This is a genomic window from Leisingera sp. McT4-56, from assembly GCF_020514995.1.
Taxonomy (GTDB): Bacteria; Pseudomonadota; Alphaproteobacteria; order Rhodobacterales; family Rhodobacteraceae; genus Leisingera; species Leisingera aquaemixtae_A.
Genome location: NZ_JAJALF010000010.1, coordinates 102857 through 118040, shown reverse-complemented (window position 1 = coordinate 118040; position 15184 = coordinate 102857). Strand labels below are relative to the sequence as shown.

Here is a 15184-nt window from a genome sequence, read left to right as displayed (position 1 = left end):
TGATCCAGGTCAGGCGGGCGGTTTTTCTGCCGCCAGTGCCAGGTTGTTGGCGGGCATCTCTACCTTTTGAACCAGCTTCAGCCCTTCGGCTTGCAGCCAGGCGGTCACTTGGCCATCGTCCTTGTAGCCGGTTTCCGGGTCGTGGGCGGTGATGGCGGCATGGAAGGCGCGGTCGCCGTCACTGGTCAATTCACCAGCGCGCATGATGGGGCCGTAGATCACGAACCGCCCGCCGGGAGCGAGGGCGGCGGCGGCCTCGCGGATCAGGGTGCGGGCTTCCTCTTCGCTGACCAGATGCAGGAGGTTCACCAGCACGATCAGGTCCTGGCCTGTATGATCCGCGCCCCAGCCGGGGGCGGTGGCGTCCAGTTCAACCGGCAAGGTGATGTTGGCCAGGCCTGCCTCACCCGCATAAGCCCGGATACTGGCGCGGCGGGCGGCGTCCACCTCGGACGGGTGCCAGATCAGGCCGGGCAGGCGGGCGGCAAAGTCCACCACATGCTGGCCGGTGCCGCTGGCGAGTTCCAGGGCGCACCCCGCCTTCGGGGCGATCTGGGCCAGAAGATCGCAGATCGCGCCGCTGTTGCGGGCTGCAGAGGGGGCAAACAGCTTGCCGCCCTGCGGTTCTGCGGCCGAGGCCGCCCCGGGAACTGAACGCACCGGCATCAGCGCAGCCGCGCGGGCGAGAGGGCGGCGACGGCGGCGGCGTCCAATACTGGTGTGCGGCCTGCCACAAGGTCGGCGATCAGCTGCGAAGCGGAGGGCGCGGTCATGATGCCGTAGCCGCCCTGGCCCGCGCACCAGATGAAATCCGGCTGATCCGGGTCCGGCCCGAGCACCAGGGTGCCGTCAGCGACAAAGCTGCGCAGGCCGGCAAAGTTGCTTTCCACCCGCGTCACCGGCTCTGTCACCATTTCCTCGTAGCGGGCCAGCCCCTCGGCCAGCACCATGTCGTCGGCATAGGCGTCATGCGGCTCCACCGGGTCGGCATCGGCGGGGGAGACCAAGAGCTTGCCGGCATCGGGTTTGGCGTACCAGGTCTCACCCACGCCGAGCAGCATCGGCCAGCCGCTGACATCATGGCCGCCGGGGGCGGGCAGCCGCGCCATCGAGCGGCGCTTGGGCTGCAGGCCGATGGCGGCGACCCCGGCCAATGCCGCGAGCTGATCGGCCCAGGCGCCGGCTGCGTTGACCAGAGTGCGCGCCTCGTAAGCCTCGCCGCCCGCGGTGACCTGCCAGCCGCCGCTGATGCGGGTGATCGCGGTCACCGGCGCCCTGGTCACGATCCGGCCGCCCGCGGCGCGCAAGGCCTTGGCAAAGTCCTGCAGCATCCGGTCGGTGTCGATATCCTCTGCGGCGCCGCTGATGGCGGTGTAGCCGACTGTCTCCGGGTTCAGGATCGGCACCATGGCGCGGGCCTCGTCCAGCTCCAGCGTGGCCATGCCCAGCTCATCCACGTCGCGGGCAAAGCCTTCGGCATCACCCTTGGCCCCGACCAGCATCAGACCGCGCGGCGACAGGTAGCCGTTTTCGCGCAGGTAGGCAGCGCTGGCGCGGTTCAGGTCGACGGTGGGGCCGTGGCCGTAGTTTTCCTCGAACAGTGCGGCGGAGCGGCCTGAGGAATGGTAGCCAAGCGCATCCTCCATCTCGAGCAGGGTGACGCTGCCCAGCTGCGCAAGCCGGGCGGCGGCGCTGGTGCCGGCCATGCCGCCGCCGATGACGATGAAATCCTGCATGGGTCTAGTCCTTGTCGTCTTCTTGTTCTTCCAGCCGGTCGGTGGCGGGGGCAGGCCGCGGGCTGAGCGCCTCGATCGCGCGGTAGAGGTCTGCGTCCATCGGGAAATCCAGCGCCGCCAGCGAGGGCTGCAGCTGCTGCGCGTTGCGGGCGGAGATGATCGGCACCGGTGCGGAAGCGTGGGCGGCGGCCCAGGCCACGGCAAGGGTGGCGGGATGGGTGCCGCGCTGGGCGGCAAGCTCTGCCAGCGCCGCGGCTGTCTGGTGCATGGCGGCAGGGCGGTAGCGGATGCTGTAGCCCTTGTCCTCGGTGATACGGCCGCTGCCGCCGGCGGCGTATTTGCCCGTCAGCAGTCCGCCGCCGAGGGGCGAGTAGGGCACCGCGGTTATGCCCTGATCAGCGCACATCGGCAGGATCTCCACCTCAGCCTGGCGCTTTACCAGCGAATACATCGGCTGCAGGACGTCGATGGACACGCCTGCGGCGAGGCCTGCCATCTGCGCCTTCATCACCTGCCAGGCGGCAAAGTTGGACAGCGCCGCATAGCGGATCACGCCTTCGTCCTTCAGTGCGGCAAAGCAGTCCATGGTTTCGCGCAGGTCGGTGTCCGGGTCGAAGCGGTGCAGATAGAAAACATCGACCATATCCAAGTCCAGCCTGCGGCGGCTTTCGTCCAGCTGGGAGCGCAGGTTGGCGGCCCCGGCGCCGCCCACGTAGCCCGCCTTGGTGGCGATCAGCAGCTGGTCCCGCTCTGCCTTAATGAGGCGGCCCAGGATCTGTTCCGAGTTGCCATCGGTATAGACCCAGGCGGTGTCGAAATGGGTAATGCCGGCGGCGCGGCAGGCGGCGTACATTTCCGCCGACTGCGCTTCGGTGGCGCGGCCGCCGAACTGCATGCAGCCAAAGGCAAAGCGGCTGGCAGGGGTGCCGTCAGGGCTGAAGAGAGGCGTATGCGGTTTCTTGGTCATGCGGGGAGAGTGGCACGCAAGGCAGGGCAGGCAAAGGGCAATTCCTGCGCCGGCCTGACAAAATGCTTGGTCAAACAGCCGGGCAGTGCAACTATCGGCTGCAGATAACAAGTTCACTGATGACGGGGGAAAGACAATGTCGGCATCCAACGCCCATCCGATGGCTTCCGGGCATGTGCCTGCCTATCTGCCGGGGCCCGACGGCAGCGACCCGCTGTTCACCTTCATGGCGGTTACGACAATTCTGCTGATCCTTGGCATCGGTGCGCTGTATCTGACCCTGCACGCCATTCCCGAGAAGATGGCGCATACCGACAATCACGCGCAATTCCAGGTGATCGGCATTCTGGCCCTGCTGGCGCTGTTCACCCACAACAATCTCTTCTGGGTCGCCGCGCTGCTGCTGGCGGCCTTCCGGATGCCGGATTTCCTGACACCTTTACAGTCGATCGCGGCTTCGCTGGAAGAGCTGAAGCAGCGCGCCAAGGAGGAGTGATCCATGCTGGAACTGTTGATCTGCTCCTTGCTGACGGTGCTGCCGGATTTCCTGTTCCGCCGGTTTGTCCAGGGCAAGCGCCTTGGCAAGGAAATCAATTTCTTCTCTGTCTGGTATGAATTGCGCTGGGGGATCACCGCCTGTGCGGTGCTGACCATCTCTCTGATCACGGCAATTTTCTACTATCATCCGGCCACCACCAGTGTGGCCTCTTATTTCCGCACCGTTACGATCCTGCCCGAGACCGGCGGGCGGGTGGCGGAGGTGCTCGTCGAGAACAATCAGAAAGTGGAGGCCGGCGACATCCTGTTCCGTTTGGATGACTCCAGCCAGCAGGCCGCGGTGGAGACCGCAAGCAAGCGCATTGCCGAAATTGAAGCGTCTCTGGCCGTTGCCGGCGCGGAACTGGCGGCGGCTGAGGCCGGCATTGAACAGGCGAACGCAGCCCTGGCCCAGGCGCAGGATGACCTGGACCGCAATCTGGAACTGCGAGAACGCGGATCGGCGGCTGTGCGCGAGGCGGAAATTGAGCGGCTGCAGAACCTGGTCGCCCGCCGCGAGGGTGAGCTGGGTGCTGCGGAGGCGGGCAAGGCTTCAGTAGAAGAGAACATCGGCGTTCTGATTCCGGCCCAGCGGGCCAGCGCCCGGGCGGCACTGGAGCAGGCAGAGGTGGAACTGGCAAAGACCGTAGTCGTGGCCGGTGTCAGCGGGCGGGTTGAGCAATTTGCCCTGCAGGCGGGGGATTATGTGAACCCGATCCTGCGCCCGGCGGGCATTCTGGTGCCCACGGAATTTGTTGAGCGCGACCGCTTTGTCGCCGGATTCGGGCAGCTGACCGCGGGGGTGATAAAGCCCGGGATGTTTGCCGAGATGGGCTGCCTGTCGAAACCTTTCACCGTCATTCCGATGGTCGTCGTGGAGGTTCAGGACGTAATCCCCTCGGGACAGGTGCGGCCCAGCGACAACTTGCGCGACCCGCAGGACAACAGGCGCCCCGGCACCCTGACAGTTTTCATGGAGCCGCTCTACGAAGGCCAGGCGAATGATATCCCGCCGGGCAGCAACTGCGTCGCCAATGCCTACACCAGCAACCATGACTTGCTGGATGATCCCGATCTCGGCTTTGGCAGGTGGCTGTTCCTGCACGCGGTGGATACGGTCGGGCTGGTGCATGCCCTGCTGCTGCGCATCCAGATGCTGCTGCTGCCGGTACAGACGCTGGTCTTCGCCGGCGGGCATTAAGGGGCCGCGGGCTTCAGCCAGCGGGGCGGCAGGTGCCATATTGCCGCCCCGTTTGCTTGTTAACACGCTCCAAAGCCGAATGGAGGGCCGGAGTGAAACAGTTTCTGATGATCGGGGCCGCGGCCCTGCTGGCAGCCTGCGCGGCGCCTGAACAGCCGGATTATTGGACAGCGACAAGGACCGGGCACGGGGCGCAGCCCGCGGCGGCATCTACGTCTGCAGGCGGACCGGACTACCGCACCGCGGCGCTGGCGGAAGCGGGGCAGTATACCAGCGTGATGCGCCCCGGCCTGCACAAGACCCGCACCGGTGCGCCCTGGCTGGTTGTTCACTCCTCCCGCTACCGCAGCAGCGGCACGCCTGAATCCGCGCCTGCCGCCGCCCGGTCGGCGATGGCCTATATGAGCTCGAAATGGAAGGCGCCCTATGCTGCGAAGGCGCGCCACGGGGATGCAAATGCCCGGTTCCGCATCGTGACCGTGGATGGCCGCAGTTTTGCAGTGCTGAACCGGATCCGGCTGCCGCTGAAGCATCTCTTCGTGTCCGACGGGGAGGCCCTGAAACAGCTGTACGGGCACGCGGCGCAGCTGTCCGGCTGCACGGTCACCGGTCCGGCGCTGATCCGGCGCGTCGACGGCACCGCCGAGAAGCTTGCGGCGCCGGTTGTCTGCTCCTGAGCTGACGGGGCTTGGCCTCGGCACTGTTCGGCGCTGCCGGTTGGCAGGCCCACTCGCCACGCCCGTTTTCAAAGCCGACTGGTGCAGGACTGGCTGACGCTAAGATACGCCCCGTGACCCGGAGTAATGGGGCAACGCAAGGCAGCTTCGGGGGGGAGCGCCAGCTTATTCCTGCTGCCGGCGGCTCGGTCAGTCGGCGAAACAGAGTTTGTTTCTGTCCAGATCCCGCACATAGGCAGAAAAACGCGGCCCGCGTTGCTGCGGTTCGCCCTCGCATGTGCCGCCCAATTCAATGGCCTTGCTGTACATCCTGGCGACTTCGCTTGCGGACCCGAGGCTGAACCCCACCATGGTTCCGTTGCCATTGGTGGCCGGTTCGCCGTCAAAGGGCAGGGCGGCCGCAAAGGCAAATTCGTCCCGCAGCCAGTAGGTCATTCTTTCGTTTGGCCGGACCTGCGTCAGTCCCGAGTTCTCAAAAAGCGCGTCATAGAATTGTATCGACGCTTCCATGTTGTTGGTTCCAACAACGAAGTAATTCATTTTCAAAGGCAATCTCCTATGCGCTTGACAGGTTCCCGGTCAAAAGTCCGGTGATGCAAACAGCCGGTCCAAAGATGCTGCCGGCCGGTTCATTCAGCGGGGTTTACATCAAGGTAGTGACAGGACGTGTCAGCAGGCTTCTGGAAAATCAGGGTTCTGCCTCAACAGAAAAGGCCCGCCGGTTGGCGGGCCTTTCCGTGTTCCGGGACTGTGCCGCTTACTGCGGGATGTCGCCTTCGATACCTTCGACATAGAAGTTCATGCCGGCCAGGGTGCCGTCATCGGCCACTTCGCCCTCGGCCAGCCAGTCGGAGCCGTCCTGCTTCTTCAGCGGGCCGGTGAACGGGTGGTAGGTGCCGTTTGCGATCGAGTCCTTGATCGCCAGTGCCGCTTCCTTGACTTCTGCCGGAACCGCGTCGGTGATTTCGCCGATTTCGACCATGCCGGCGCCGATGCCGTCCCAGGTGTCAACCGACTCCCAGGTGCCGTCGATCACGGCCTTGGTGCGGGCGACGTAGTAGGGTGCCCAGTTGTCGATGATCGAGGAAACGCGCGGTTTCGGCGCGTACTCGGACATGTCGGAGGCCTGGCCGAAGGTGATCACGTTGCCGGCGTTTTGCGCGGCGGCCTGCGGCGCGGTGGAGTCGGTGTGCTGCAGGATCACGTCGGCGCCCTGCTCGATCAGCACCTTGGCGGCGTCCGCTTCCTTGGCCGGGTCGAACCAGGTGAAGGCCCAGACCACCTTGAACTGGACGTCCGGGTTCACCTTCTTGGCGTGGATATAGGCCGAGTTTATGCCGCGGATCACTTCCGGGATCGGGTACGAGCCGATGTAGCCGACGATGTTGCTCTCGGTCATGTGGCCCGCGATGGTGCCCTGCACCGCGCGGCCTTCATAGAAGCGGGCGGAATAGGTCGAGACGTTGTCGGCGCGCTTGTAGCCGGTGGCGTGCTCGAACTTCACGTTCGGGAACTTCTTGGCGACGTTGATGGTCGGGTCCATGTAGCCGAAGGAGGTGGTGAAGATCAGGTCGGCGCCTTCCAGCGCCATCTGGGTCATCACCCGCTCTGCGTCCGGGCCTTCGGCGACATTTTCCACATAGACGGTTTCGACCTGGTCGCCGAACTCGGCTTCAACCGCCTTGCGGCCCTGGTCGTGCTCATAGGTCCAGCCGCCGTCGCCGACGGGGCCGACATAGACAAAGCCCACCTTGGTGGTGTCGGCCATCGCCGCGCCTGCGGCCAGGCCAAGCGCCACGGCGGCGCTGGTCAGGAGGTTGGTCAGTTTCATCAATAGCTCCCCAGTTTGGATCTTTTGGCCCCGGCTGCGGGGCAGTGAAAAGCCCCCCGTCTAGCGGGAGGCATGGAAGTTGCGGCCAAGCGAGGCGGGTGCGCTGCTTTTGTCCGCCGAAAGGATAACAAGCACAAGGATCGTAATCAGATAGGGCGACATTGCCAGATACTCGACCGGGATGGCAACGCCTGCCGCCTGCAGATTGAGCTGCACCACGGTGACGCCGCCGAACAGGTAGGCGCCCAGCAGTGCGCGCCAAGGTTTCCAGCTGGCAAAGACCACCAGCGCCAGGGCAATCCAGCCGATGCCGGCGGTCATGCCCTCGGTCCATTGCGGCACGCGGATCAGGCTGATGTAGGCACCACCCAGGCCGGCACAGGCGCCGCCGAACATGATCGCCAGCAGGCGGATCTTCAGCACCTTGTATCCCAGCGCATGGGCAGCGTCGTGGTTTTCGCCCACCGCGCGCAGCACCAGGCCGAGCCGGGAGTATTTCAGCACCCACCAGACCGCGGCGGTCAGCGCGATGCCGAAGTAGAGGATGATGTCGTGGCCGAACAGGATCGGGCCAACGACGGGCAGGTCGCTGAGCACGGGGAGATGGATGTCGCCCATGCGCGGCGGCTTGATGCCGACATAGGTTTGCCCCATCAGCGCCGACAGGCCCAGCCCGAACAGCGTCAGCGACAGGCCGGAGGCGACCTGATTTGCCTGGGCGAACTGGGTGAGAATCGCAAACAGGATCGACAGGGCCGCGCCGGCAAAGGCGGCGGCGACGAAGCCGAGGAGCGGCGAGCCGCTTTCCACTGCGGTGGCAAAGCCCGCGATGGCGCCGACGATCATCATCCCCTCGACCCCGAGGTTCAGAACGCCTGCCTTTTCGACCACCAGTTCGCCGATGGCCGCCAGCAGGAGCGGGGTTGCAGCGACCATCAGCGAGGCGATGAGCAGGACCGGGTTGATTGCAGAAAGATCCATGTTACGCCACCTCCGGCTTGCCGATTGCGATGCGGAAATTGGTGAGCAGGTCGAAGGCCAGCAGGAAGAACAGCAGCATCCCCTGGAAGACCTGAATAGCCGCGGCCGGCAGCTGCAGGTTCGATTGCGCGATGTCGCCGCCGATATAGGTCAGCGCCATCAGCCCGCCTGCTAGCAGGATGCCCACCGGATGCAGGCGGCCCAGGAAGGCCACGATGATCGCGGTGAAGCCATAACCGACGTTGAAGTCGATGCTAACTTGGCCCGACGGACCGGAAACCTCGAACAGTCCGGCAAGCCCTGCCAGCGCGCCGGAAGTGCCGAGGCAGAACAGCACCAGGCGGGTGGGGTTCACCCCTGCGAATTTCGCGGCCCGCGGCGCCTCGCCGGTGAGGCGGATGTGGTAGCCTGTCATGTGGCGGTTCAAGAGCACATAGGCAAAGATCACCGCAATCAGTGCCGCGACCACGCCCCAATGCATGCCGGTGCCGGTGATCAGTTCGGCGTTATGGGCGCTGTCCCAGGACTGCAGGTTGCGGGAGCCGGGGAAGCCAAAGCCCTCCGGGTTCTTCAGGAGGCCCAATGAGACCGAGGCGAGGAACTGCTCGGCCACATAGACCAGCATCAGCGAGACCAGGATTTCATTGGTGCCGAAGCGGGTCTTGAGGACCGCCGGGATCATCGCCCAGGCCCAGCCGCCAAGCGCGCCTGCGACAACCATCAGCGGGAAGATCAGAAAGCTGTCGGCGGGATAGAAGGCGAGGCCGGCACCGGCGCCGCAGATGGCGCCCATGATGTACTGGCCCTCGGCGCCGATGTTCCAGATGCCCGCGCGGAAACCCAGCGACAGGCCGATGGCGATCAGCACCAGCGGCGCGCCTTTCACCAGCAGCTGCGGGCGGTAGTAGAATGAGAACTCGCCAAACAGCGGCTCCCAGAAAATGGTTCGGATCGCCTCCACCGGCGGTTTGCCAAGCACGGCAAACAGCAGGCCGCCAAAGAACATCGTCGCCAGCACCGCCACCAGCGGCGTTGCCATCGACCAGGCGCGCGACGGCTGCGGCCGTTTCTCAAGCCGGATCATGTAGCGGCTCCCTTTTCATCTTTCCTAAAATACTCCCGCCGGAGGCGTCCCGAATTCTCATACATGCGCCACCTCCATGCCGTGGGCGCCGCCCATCATCAGGCCGATCTCGTCCACCGTCAGGCCCGCAGCCTCGCGCGGGGCGCTGAGGCGGCCTTCGTTCAGGGCAGCAAAGCTGTCGGAGATTTCCATCAGTTCATCCAGGTCCTGGCTGATGCAGATCACCGCCGCACCCTTGGCGGCGAGGTCCAGCAGCGACTGGCGGATGGCGGCGGCAGCGGCGGCATCGACGCCCCATGTCGGCTGGTTCACCACCAGCACCTCGGGTTTTTGCAGCACCTCGCGGCCGATCACGAATTTCTGCAGGTTGCCGCCGGACAGCGAGCGTGCCGCGTTGCCGGGGCCCGGCGTGCGGACGTCGAACGCCTTGATGATGCGCTCGGCAAAGTCCTTGGTGGCGCCCCAATCCAGAAATCCATTCTTCTCCAGCCCCTCGCGCACCGAACCGGTGAGCATGGCGTTCTCGGTCAGGCTCATGTCCGGGGCGGCGGCGTGGCCGAGGCGTTCCTCAGGTGCGGCCAGCACGCCAAGCTTGCGGCGGGCGGTGGGGCCAAGGCGGCCGATGGGGTCGCCATGCAGCTTCACCGCATCCGCCTCGGTCAGGGTTTCGCCGGAAAGAACACCAAGCAATTCGTCCTGGCCGTTGCCGGCAACGCCGCCGATGCCGAGGATCTCGCCCTTGCGCACGGTCAGATGCACGTTCTTGAGCGCGGTGCCGAAGGCTGAGGGCGCGGGAACCGACAGGCCGGAGATATCCATTGCGACAGGGCCGAACTCGCGCGCCTCGCGCTGGGGCGTCTGCAGCGAACTGCCGACCATCATTTCCGCCATGTCGCGGGCCGAGGTGTCGGCAGGCGTGCATTCGCCGACGTTCTTGCCCAGCCGCAGGATGGTGGCGTGGTCGCACAGCGTGCGGATTTCCTCCAGCTTGTGGGAAATATAGAGGATCGAGGTGCCCTCGGACTGCAGTTTCTGCAGGGTCTTGAACAGGATCTCCACCTCTTGCGGGGTCAGCACAGAGGTCGGCTCATCCATGATCAAGAGCTTCGGGTCCTGCAGCAGGCAGCGGATGATCTCCACCCGCTGGCGCTCGCCCGCGGACAGGTCGCCGACGGTGCGGAAGGGGTCGAGCGGCAGGCCGTAGGTTTCCGACACCTCGCGGATGCGGGCGGCGAGGTCGCGCATCTCCGGCGGATTTTCCATGCCGAGGGCGATGTTCTCGGCCACGTTGAGCGCGTCGAACAGCGAAAAGTGCTGGAACACCATGGCGATGCCGTCGGCCCGCGCTTGGCGCGGCTCAGCCGGCTCATAGGGCTGGCCGCGCAGCAGCATCTTGCCGCTGTCGGGCTTGACCAGGCCATAAATCATCTTGACCAGGGTCGACTTGCCGGCGCCGTTTTCGCCGAGCAGGGCGTGCACTTCGCCCTCGCCGATGTCAAAGGAAACGGAGTCATTGGCCACAACCCCGGGGTAGGCCTTGGTCAGGCCCTGAAGGCTCAACAGTGGTACGGTCACGCGCTTGCGCCCTCTCTCAGTTCGTTTTCTGCACCTTGCCGCAGCAGCTGGGCCGCGACGCCGACCGCAATCATCTGCGGATGTTTTCCAAGTTGCGGATCGCCAATCGGGCAGGTGATCCGCGCAATCTGCCCGGGGGCGTGGCCCAGGGCCGCAAGGCGCGAGCGGAACCGCGCCCATTTGGTTCTGGAGCCGATCAGCCCGGCAAAGGCAAAGCCGTGGCCCAACAATGCGTGGCATAGCGCCAGATCCAGCGCATGGGAATAGGTCAGCACCAAATGCGCAGCGTTTTCAGGTGCATGCGGCACCAGAAGCGCGGGATCAGCCGCCGGGACAGCGGTGACGCCGGACGGGATTTCTGTCGGGAAGCGCTCCGGCGCGGTGTCCACCCAGGTGATCTCCATGTCCGGCAGCGGTGCCAGCACGTCCGCCAGCGCGCGGCCGACATGGCCAGCGCCCCAGATCCAGACCGGCCGACTGGCCCGGTGGACCGGTTCGATCATCCAGCCGTCCACCAACTGCACCTCTGGCGCCAGCCCCTGGCTGCGGGCAGCGGCGAGGATGCGCTTTACCGCCATCGGCATCGGTGCGGGGGCAGCCGGGCGGGCGATGATTTCGCCGTCCAGCCTGTCCAGATCCGCGGCCTCGTAAACCTCGCTCAGCAGGGTGACGGCGCCGCCGCAGCACTGGCCCAGATCCGGTCCCAGCGCGTGGCTGCTGAAACGTTTGGGAACAACCTGTTCGCGGGCGGCTTCGGCGGCCTCGAATTCCAGGGTGCCGCCGCCGATGGTGCCGCTCTGGCCGCCGTCCCAGACCAGCATGGCGGCGCCTGGTTCGCGCGGGGAGGAGCCGCGGACCGCGGCAATCACCACCCGCACCACGCGGCCGTGTGAGGCAACCGCCTCGCGCAATGCCTGAAGGTCAAATCCCATCGCGCACCCTCCGGATTGCGCGCCAGACTTCCTCTGCCGTCGCCGGCGCGTTCAGCGCCGGGTAGCTGTCGCCAAAGGCGGCGACCGCATCGCTGAGCGCCAGCCAGGCGGAGATGCCCAGCATGAAGGGCGGCTCCCCCACCGCCTTGGAACGGTAGATGGTGTCCTCGCGGTTCTGGCCGTCCCAGAGTTTCACGTTGAACACGTCGGGCCGGTCGGAGCAGGCGGGGATCTTGTAGGTGGACGGCGCATGGGTGCGCAGGCGGCCGCCGTCGTCCCAGACCAACTCCTCAGTCGTGAGCCAGCCAGCGCCCTGGACGTAGCCGCCCTCGATCTGGCCGATGTCGATGCCGGGATTCAGCGAGGCGCCGGCGTCATGCAGGATGTCGGCGCGCAGGATGCGGTTTTCGCCAGTCAGGGCGTCCACTGCCACTTCGGTCACCGCGGCGCCATAGGCGAAATAGTAGAAGGGGCGGCCTTGGCCCTTGATCCGGTCCCATTTGACCTTGGGCGTCTTGTAGAAGCCGGTGGCGGAGAGGCTGACGCGGCCCTGGTAGCAGAGGTCTGCAGCCTTGTCGAAGCTCATCACATCCTGACCGATGCGCACCTGGCCGTTTTCGAACACCACATCGCCGGGCCTCGCCTGATGCTGCAGTGCCAGATGCTCCGCCATGCGGGCGCGGATGGTGTCGCAGGCGGCCTTCACCGCCATGCCGTTGAGATCGGAGCCGGAGGAGGCGGCGGTGGCCGACGTATTGGGCACCTTGCCGGTGTCGGTGGCGGTGATCTTGATCTTCTCCGGCGGGATGCCAAAGCGGCTGGCGGCGACCTGCGCCACCTTCTGGAACAACCCCTGGCCCATCTCGGTGCCGCCGTGGTTCAGATGCACGGAGCCGTCCTGATAGACATGCACCAAAGCGCCGGCCTGGTTGAGGTGGGTGAGGGTGAAGGAAATGCCGAACTTCACCGGCGAGAACGCGATGCCGCGCTTCAGGTGGGTCTGGGTCTTGTTCCATTCGGCAATCGCCGCCTTGCGGGCAGCGTAGCCGGAGGAGCGCAGCAGATCCGCCGTCATCCCGTGCAGCTCGAAATCCGTGACTTCCATACCGTAGGGCGTGGTGTTGTCCGGCTTCGCCTCCGCCGGTGCCGCATAATAGTTCCGCCGCCGCAGTTCCGCCGGGTCGATCCCGAGGTCATGGGCGATGTGGTCCATCAACCGCTCGATCCCCACCATGCCCTGCGGTCCGCCAAAGCCGCGGTAGGCGGTGGCGCTTTGCCGGTTGGTGCGCAGGCGGTGGCTTTCGATGCGGATGTTGGCGATCAGATAGGCGTTGTCGGCGTGCAGCATGGCGCGGTCTGCGACCGGCAGCGACAGGTCCTGTGCCCAGCCGCAGTCGGCCAGGTGCAGGAACTCCACCCCCTGCAGCAGCCCATCGTCATCAAACCCGGCGCGGTAGGAGATGCGGAAGGCATGGCGCTTGCCGGTGATCACCATGTCGTCGTCGCGGTCATAGCGCATCTTGCAGGGTTTGCCGGTCAGCCGCGCGGCGACAGCGCAGGCAACGGCAAGCGCGTTGCCCTGGCTTTCCTTGCCGCCAAAACCGCCGCCCATGCGGCGGGTCTCGACGCGGACGGCGTGCATCGGCAGGCCGATGGCGTCGGCAACCTTGTGCTGGATTTCGGTCGGATGCTGGGTGGAGGAAAAGACGTGCATGCCGCCGTCTTCCTGCGGCCAGGCCATTGCCGCCTGGCCTTCGAGGTAGAAATGCTCCTGGCCGCCCAGCTCAAACGTGCCTTCGACGGTGCGCGGGGCAGCGTCAATGGCGGCGGCGGCATCGCCCTTCTGATAGATGCGCGGGCCTTCCTCGAACCGGCTGTCGGCGGCCAGCGCCGCGTCCAAGGTCAGGAGCGCGGGTTCCTCCTTGTAGTCGACCTTGCCCTTGCGGGCAGCGATCCGGGCGTTGCGGTGGCTGTCGGCGACCACCAGAAACACCGGCTGGCCGACATAGTTGACGGTGCCCGCCGCCAGCAGCGGCTCGTCATGGATTGAGGGAGAGACGTCGTTGGAGAACGGCAGCCCCTTGGCGGTCATCACCGCCGCCACGCCGGGGCTGTGCTGCACCTCGCCCAGGTGCATGCCGGTGATATGGCCGCGGGCGATCGGCGAGAGGCCGAAGGCCAGATGCAGGGTGCCGGCGGGGGAGGGGATGTCATCGACATAACGGGCGGTGCCGGTTACATGCAGTTCGGCAGCATCATGGGGAAGGGGTTTGGAGACGCTCATGGCTTCACCTCCAGCACCGAAACCGCCTTGCCGTTCAGCTCGGCGAAATAGCGGGAGAGCATGCTGCGCGCGGTTTCCAGCCGGTAGACGGCGGAGGCGCGCATGTCGGTCATCGGGGTGAAGTCCTGATCGAAACCCGCGGCGGCGGCATTGATCGTCGTCTCATCCCAGGGCTGGCCGGTGAGGGCAGCCTCGACATTGGCGGCGCGTTTGGGGATGCCGGCCATGCCGCCAAAGGCGATGCGTGCGGCGGTGACCCGGCCATTCTCCACCGTCACGTTGAAGGCGCCGAGCACGGCGGAGATGTCCTGGTCGAACCGTTTCGACAGCTTGTAGACCTTCAGCGCGTCGGGCTGGCGGGGGAAGCTGACCGCCTCGACAAACTCGCCAGGCTGGCGGTCCTGCTTGCCGTAGTCGAGGAAGAAGTCCTCCAGCGGCAGTTCGCGGCTGGTATCACCCTTGCGCAGATGCAGGATGGCGCCAAGCGCAATCAGCGCGGGCGGGGTGTCGCCGATGGGCGATCCGTTGGCGATGTTGCCGCCGACGGTGGCCGCGGCGCGCACCTGCTGGGAGGCGAAGCGGCGCAGCATTTCGGCAAAGGAGGGATGCAGCGGTTCCATCGCGGCGCGCAGGGCGTTCAAATCAGCCATCGCGCCGATGCGGGCGGCTGTGTCTGTCACCTCGATGTCCTTGAGGTCTGCGCAGCCGTCGAGGAAAATCATCTGCGGCAGGTGGCGGAGCTGCTTGGTCACCCAGAGGCCGACATCGGTGGCGCCGGCGATCAGGGTGGCGTCCGGGCTAGCGGCATAAAGTTCCGCCAGTTCATCCGCCGACCGCGGCATCAGCGGCTGGGTGCCGGGGTCCACCGGGCGGTCGCGGGTGATCCAGTCCGGCACCGGGGCATCCTTGGCGGCCTCGGCCGCGCGGATGATCGGGGCGTAGCCGGTGCAGCGGCAGAGATTGCCCGCCAGCTGGTCGTCGAAATCGGCGGCGCCGTTGGCGTGCGCAGTCACCATCGACATGATGAAGCCCGGGGTGCAGAACCCGCATTGGCTGCCGTGGTGGTCAATCATTGCCTGCTGCACGGGGTGCAGGCTGCCGTCCGGGCCTGCGGCGCCCTCGACAGTGCGGACGGATTTGCCGTTGAGCTGCGGCAGGAACAGGATGCAGGCGTTCAGGGCTTTGGAGCCGCGCCTGTCGGTGACCATGACGGTGCAGGCGCCGCAATCGCCCTCGTTGCAGCCTTCTTTGGTGCCGGTGAGGCCCCTTTCCCCGCGCAGCCAGTCCAGCAAAGTTGTGGACGGGTCTGCGTCCGGAATGCGGACCTCTTCACCATTCAGACGAAAGGTGAGTGCCATCTTCCCGATACCGCCGCTTTA

14 protein-coding genes are annotated in these 15184 nt (G+C 65.9%); 3 read left to right on the top strand and 11 right to left on the bottom strand.

Translation table 11 applies throughout. The features are described from left to right. Nucleotides 1–9: 9 nt before the first annotated feature. The 3 genes from LHL23_RS13150 to LHL23_RS13140 are packed head-to-tail and all read right to left on the bottom strand — an operon-like array spanning nucleotide 10 to nucleotide 2703. Nucleotides 10–666, bottom strand: a complete 657-nt coding sequence (locus tag LHL23_RS13150; RefSeq protein ID WP_226430179.1) for a DUF938 domain-containing protein — start codon at nucleotides 664–666, stop codon at nucleotides 10–12. Further along, on the bottom strand, nucleotides 666–1736 hold the full coding sequence (locus LHL23_RS13145) for an NAD(P)/FAD-dependent oxidoreductase (protein WP_226430178.1): 1071 nt from the start codon (nucleotides 1734–1736) through the stop codon (nucleotides 666–668). Before LHL23_RS13145 ends, LHL23_RS13150 begins: the two co-directional genes overlap by 1 nt. A gap of 4 nt (nucleotides 1737–1740) precedes the next feature. Beyond that, a complete protein-coding gene (locus LHL23_RS13140; RefSeq protein ID WP_226430177.1) occupies nucleotides 1741–2703 on the bottom strand; it encodes an aldo/keto reductase in 963 nt (320 codons plus the stop codon). Between the two features lie 136 nt (nucleotides 2704–2839). Between LHL23_RS13140 and LHL23_RS13135 the strand changes: the two genes are divergently transcribed. The 3 genes from LHL23_RS13135 to LHL23_RS13125 all read left to right on the top strand — a co-directional run bounded on the left by LHL23_RS13135 (nucleotide 2840) and on the right by LHL23_RS13125 (nucleotide 5118). Next, nucleotides 2840–3199, top strand: coding sequence for a hypothetical protein (locus tag LHL23_RS13135; protein ID WP_222478816.1), 360 nt, complete (start codon nucleotides 2840–2842; stop codon nucleotides 3197–3199). 3 nt (nucleotides 3200–3202) lie between these two features. After that, nucleotides 3203–4441: an HlyD family secretion protein gene (locus LHL23_RS13130; protein WP_226430176.1), complete on the top strand. Its 1239-nt coding sequence runs from the start codon at nucleotides 3203–3205 to the stop codon at nucleotides 4439–4441. 92 nt (nucleotides 4442–4533) lie between these two features. Continuing rightward, on the top strand, nucleotides 4534–5118 hold the full coding sequence (locus tag LHL23_RS13125) for a hypothetical protein (RefSeq protein ID WP_222478820.1): 585 nt from the start codon (nucleotides 4534–4536) through the stop codon (nucleotides 5116–5118). Between the two features lie 189 nt (nucleotides 5119–5307). Here the strand turns inward: LHL23_RS13125 and LHL23_RS13120 are convergent, their stop codons facing one another. The 8 genes from LHL23_RS13120 to LHL23_RS13085 form a co-directional block, all read right to left on the bottom strand. Beyond that, nucleotides 5308–5658, bottom strand: coding sequence for a VOC family protein (locus tag LHL23_RS13120; RefSeq protein WP_226430218.1), 351 nt, complete (start codon nucleotides 5656–5658; stop codon nucleotides 5308–5310). A gap of 217 nt (nucleotides 5659–5875) precedes the next feature. Then, entirely contained in the window at nucleotides 5876–6949 is a 1074-nt protein-coding gene (locus LHL23_RS13115; protein ID WP_222478824.1) for a BMP family ABC transporter substrate-binding protein, read from the bottom strand. A gap of 60 nt (nucleotides 6950–7009) precedes the next feature. Then, a complete protein-coding gene (locus tag LHL23_RS13110; RefSeq protein ID WP_222478826.1) occupies nucleotides 7010–7930 on the bottom strand; it encodes an ABC transporter permease in 921 nt (306 codons plus the stop codon). 1 nt (nucleotide 7931) lies between these two features. Next, entirely contained in the window at nucleotides 7932–9014 is a 1083-nt protein-coding gene (locus LHL23_RS13105; protein ID WP_226430175.1) for an ABC transporter permease, read from the bottom strand. A 57-nt stretch (nucleotides 9015–9071) separates the two neighbouring features. After that, nucleotides 9072–10589 (bottom strand): ABC transporter ATP-binding protein, encoded by a 1518-nt coding sequence (locus tag LHL23_RS13100; RefSeq protein ID WP_226430174.1) that lies wholly within the window; start codon nucleotides 10587–10589, stop codon nucleotides 9072–9074. Then, on the bottom strand, nucleotides 10586–11521 hold the full coding sequence (xdhC, locus tag LHL23_RS13095; protein WP_226430173.1) for a xanthine dehydrogenase accessory protein XdhC: 936 nt from the start codon (nucleotides 11519–11521) through the stop codon (nucleotides 10586–10588). The genes LHL23_RS13100 and xdhC overlap by 4 nt, the downstream gene beginning before the upstream one ends. Further along, nucleotides 11511–13805 carry a xanthine dehydrogenase molybdopterin binding subunit gene (gene xdhB / locus LHL23_RS13090; RefSeq protein WP_226430172.1) on the bottom strand — a complete coding sequence of 765 codons (2295 nt, stop codon included), beginning with the start codon at nucleotides 13803–13805 and terminating at the stop codon, nucleotides 11511–11513. The genes xdhC and xdhB overlap by 11 nt, the downstream gene beginning before the upstream one ends. Then, nucleotides 13802–15163: a xanthine dehydrogenase small subunit gene (locus LHL23_RS13085; protein WP_226430171.1), complete on the bottom strand. Its 1362-nt coding sequence runs from the start codon at nucleotides 15161–15163 to the stop codon at nucleotides 13802–13804. Before LHL23_RS13085 ends, xdhB begins: the two co-directional genes overlap by 4 nt. Nucleotides 15164–15184 lie beyond the last annotated feature (21 nt).

Bases quoted from the DNA above. Each gene is read 5' to 3' on its own strand.
- LHL23_RS13150 (WP_226430179.1), bottom strand. From the start codon at position 666: ATGCCGGTGCGTTCAGTTCCCGGGGCGGCCTCGGCCGCAGAACCGCAG.
- LHL23_RS13145 (WP_226430178.1), bottom strand. From the start codon at position 1,736: ATGCAGGATTTCATCGTCATCGGCGGCGGCATGGCCGGCACCAGCGCC.
- LHL23_RS13140 (WP_226430177.1), bottom strand. From the start codon at position 2,703: ATGACCAAGAAACCGCATACGCCTCTCTTCAGCCCTGACGGCACCCCT.
- LHL23_RS13135 (WP_222478816.1), top strand. From the start codon at position 2,840: ATGTCGGCATCCAACGCCCATCCGATGGCTTCCGGGCATGTGCCTGCC.
- LHL23_RS13130 (WP_226430176.1), top strand. From the start codon at position 3,203: ATGCTGGAACTGTTGATCTGCTCCTTGCTGACGGTGCTGCCGGATTTC.
- LHL23_RS13120 (WP_226430218.1), bottom strand. From the start codon at position 5,658: ATGAATTACTTCGTTGTTGGAACCAACAACATGGAAGCGTCGATACAA.
- LHL23_RS13115 (WP_222478824.1), bottom strand. From the start codon at position 6,949: ATGAAACTGACCAACCTCCTGACCAGCGCCGCCGTGGCGCTTGGCCTG.
- LHL23_RS13110 (WP_222478826.1), bottom strand. From the start codon at position 7,930: ATGGATCTTTCTGCAATCAACCCGGTCCTGCTCATCGCCTCGCTGATG.
- LHL23_RS13105 (WP_226430175.1), bottom strand. From the start codon at position 9,014: ATGATCCGGCTTGAGAAACGGCCGCAGCCGTCGCGCGCCTGGTCGATG.
- xdhC (WP_226430173.1), bottom strand. From the start codon at position 11,521: ATGGGATTTGACCTTCAGGCATTGCGCGAGGCGGTTGCCTCACACGGC.
- xdhB (WP_226430172.1), bottom strand. From the start codon at position 13,805: ATGAGCGTCTCCAAACCCCTTCCCCATGATGCTGCCGAACTGCATGTA.
- LHL23_RS13085 (WP_226430171.1), bottom strand. From the start codon at position 15,163: ATGGCACTCACCTTTCGTCTGAATGGTGAAGAGGTCCGCATTCCGGAC.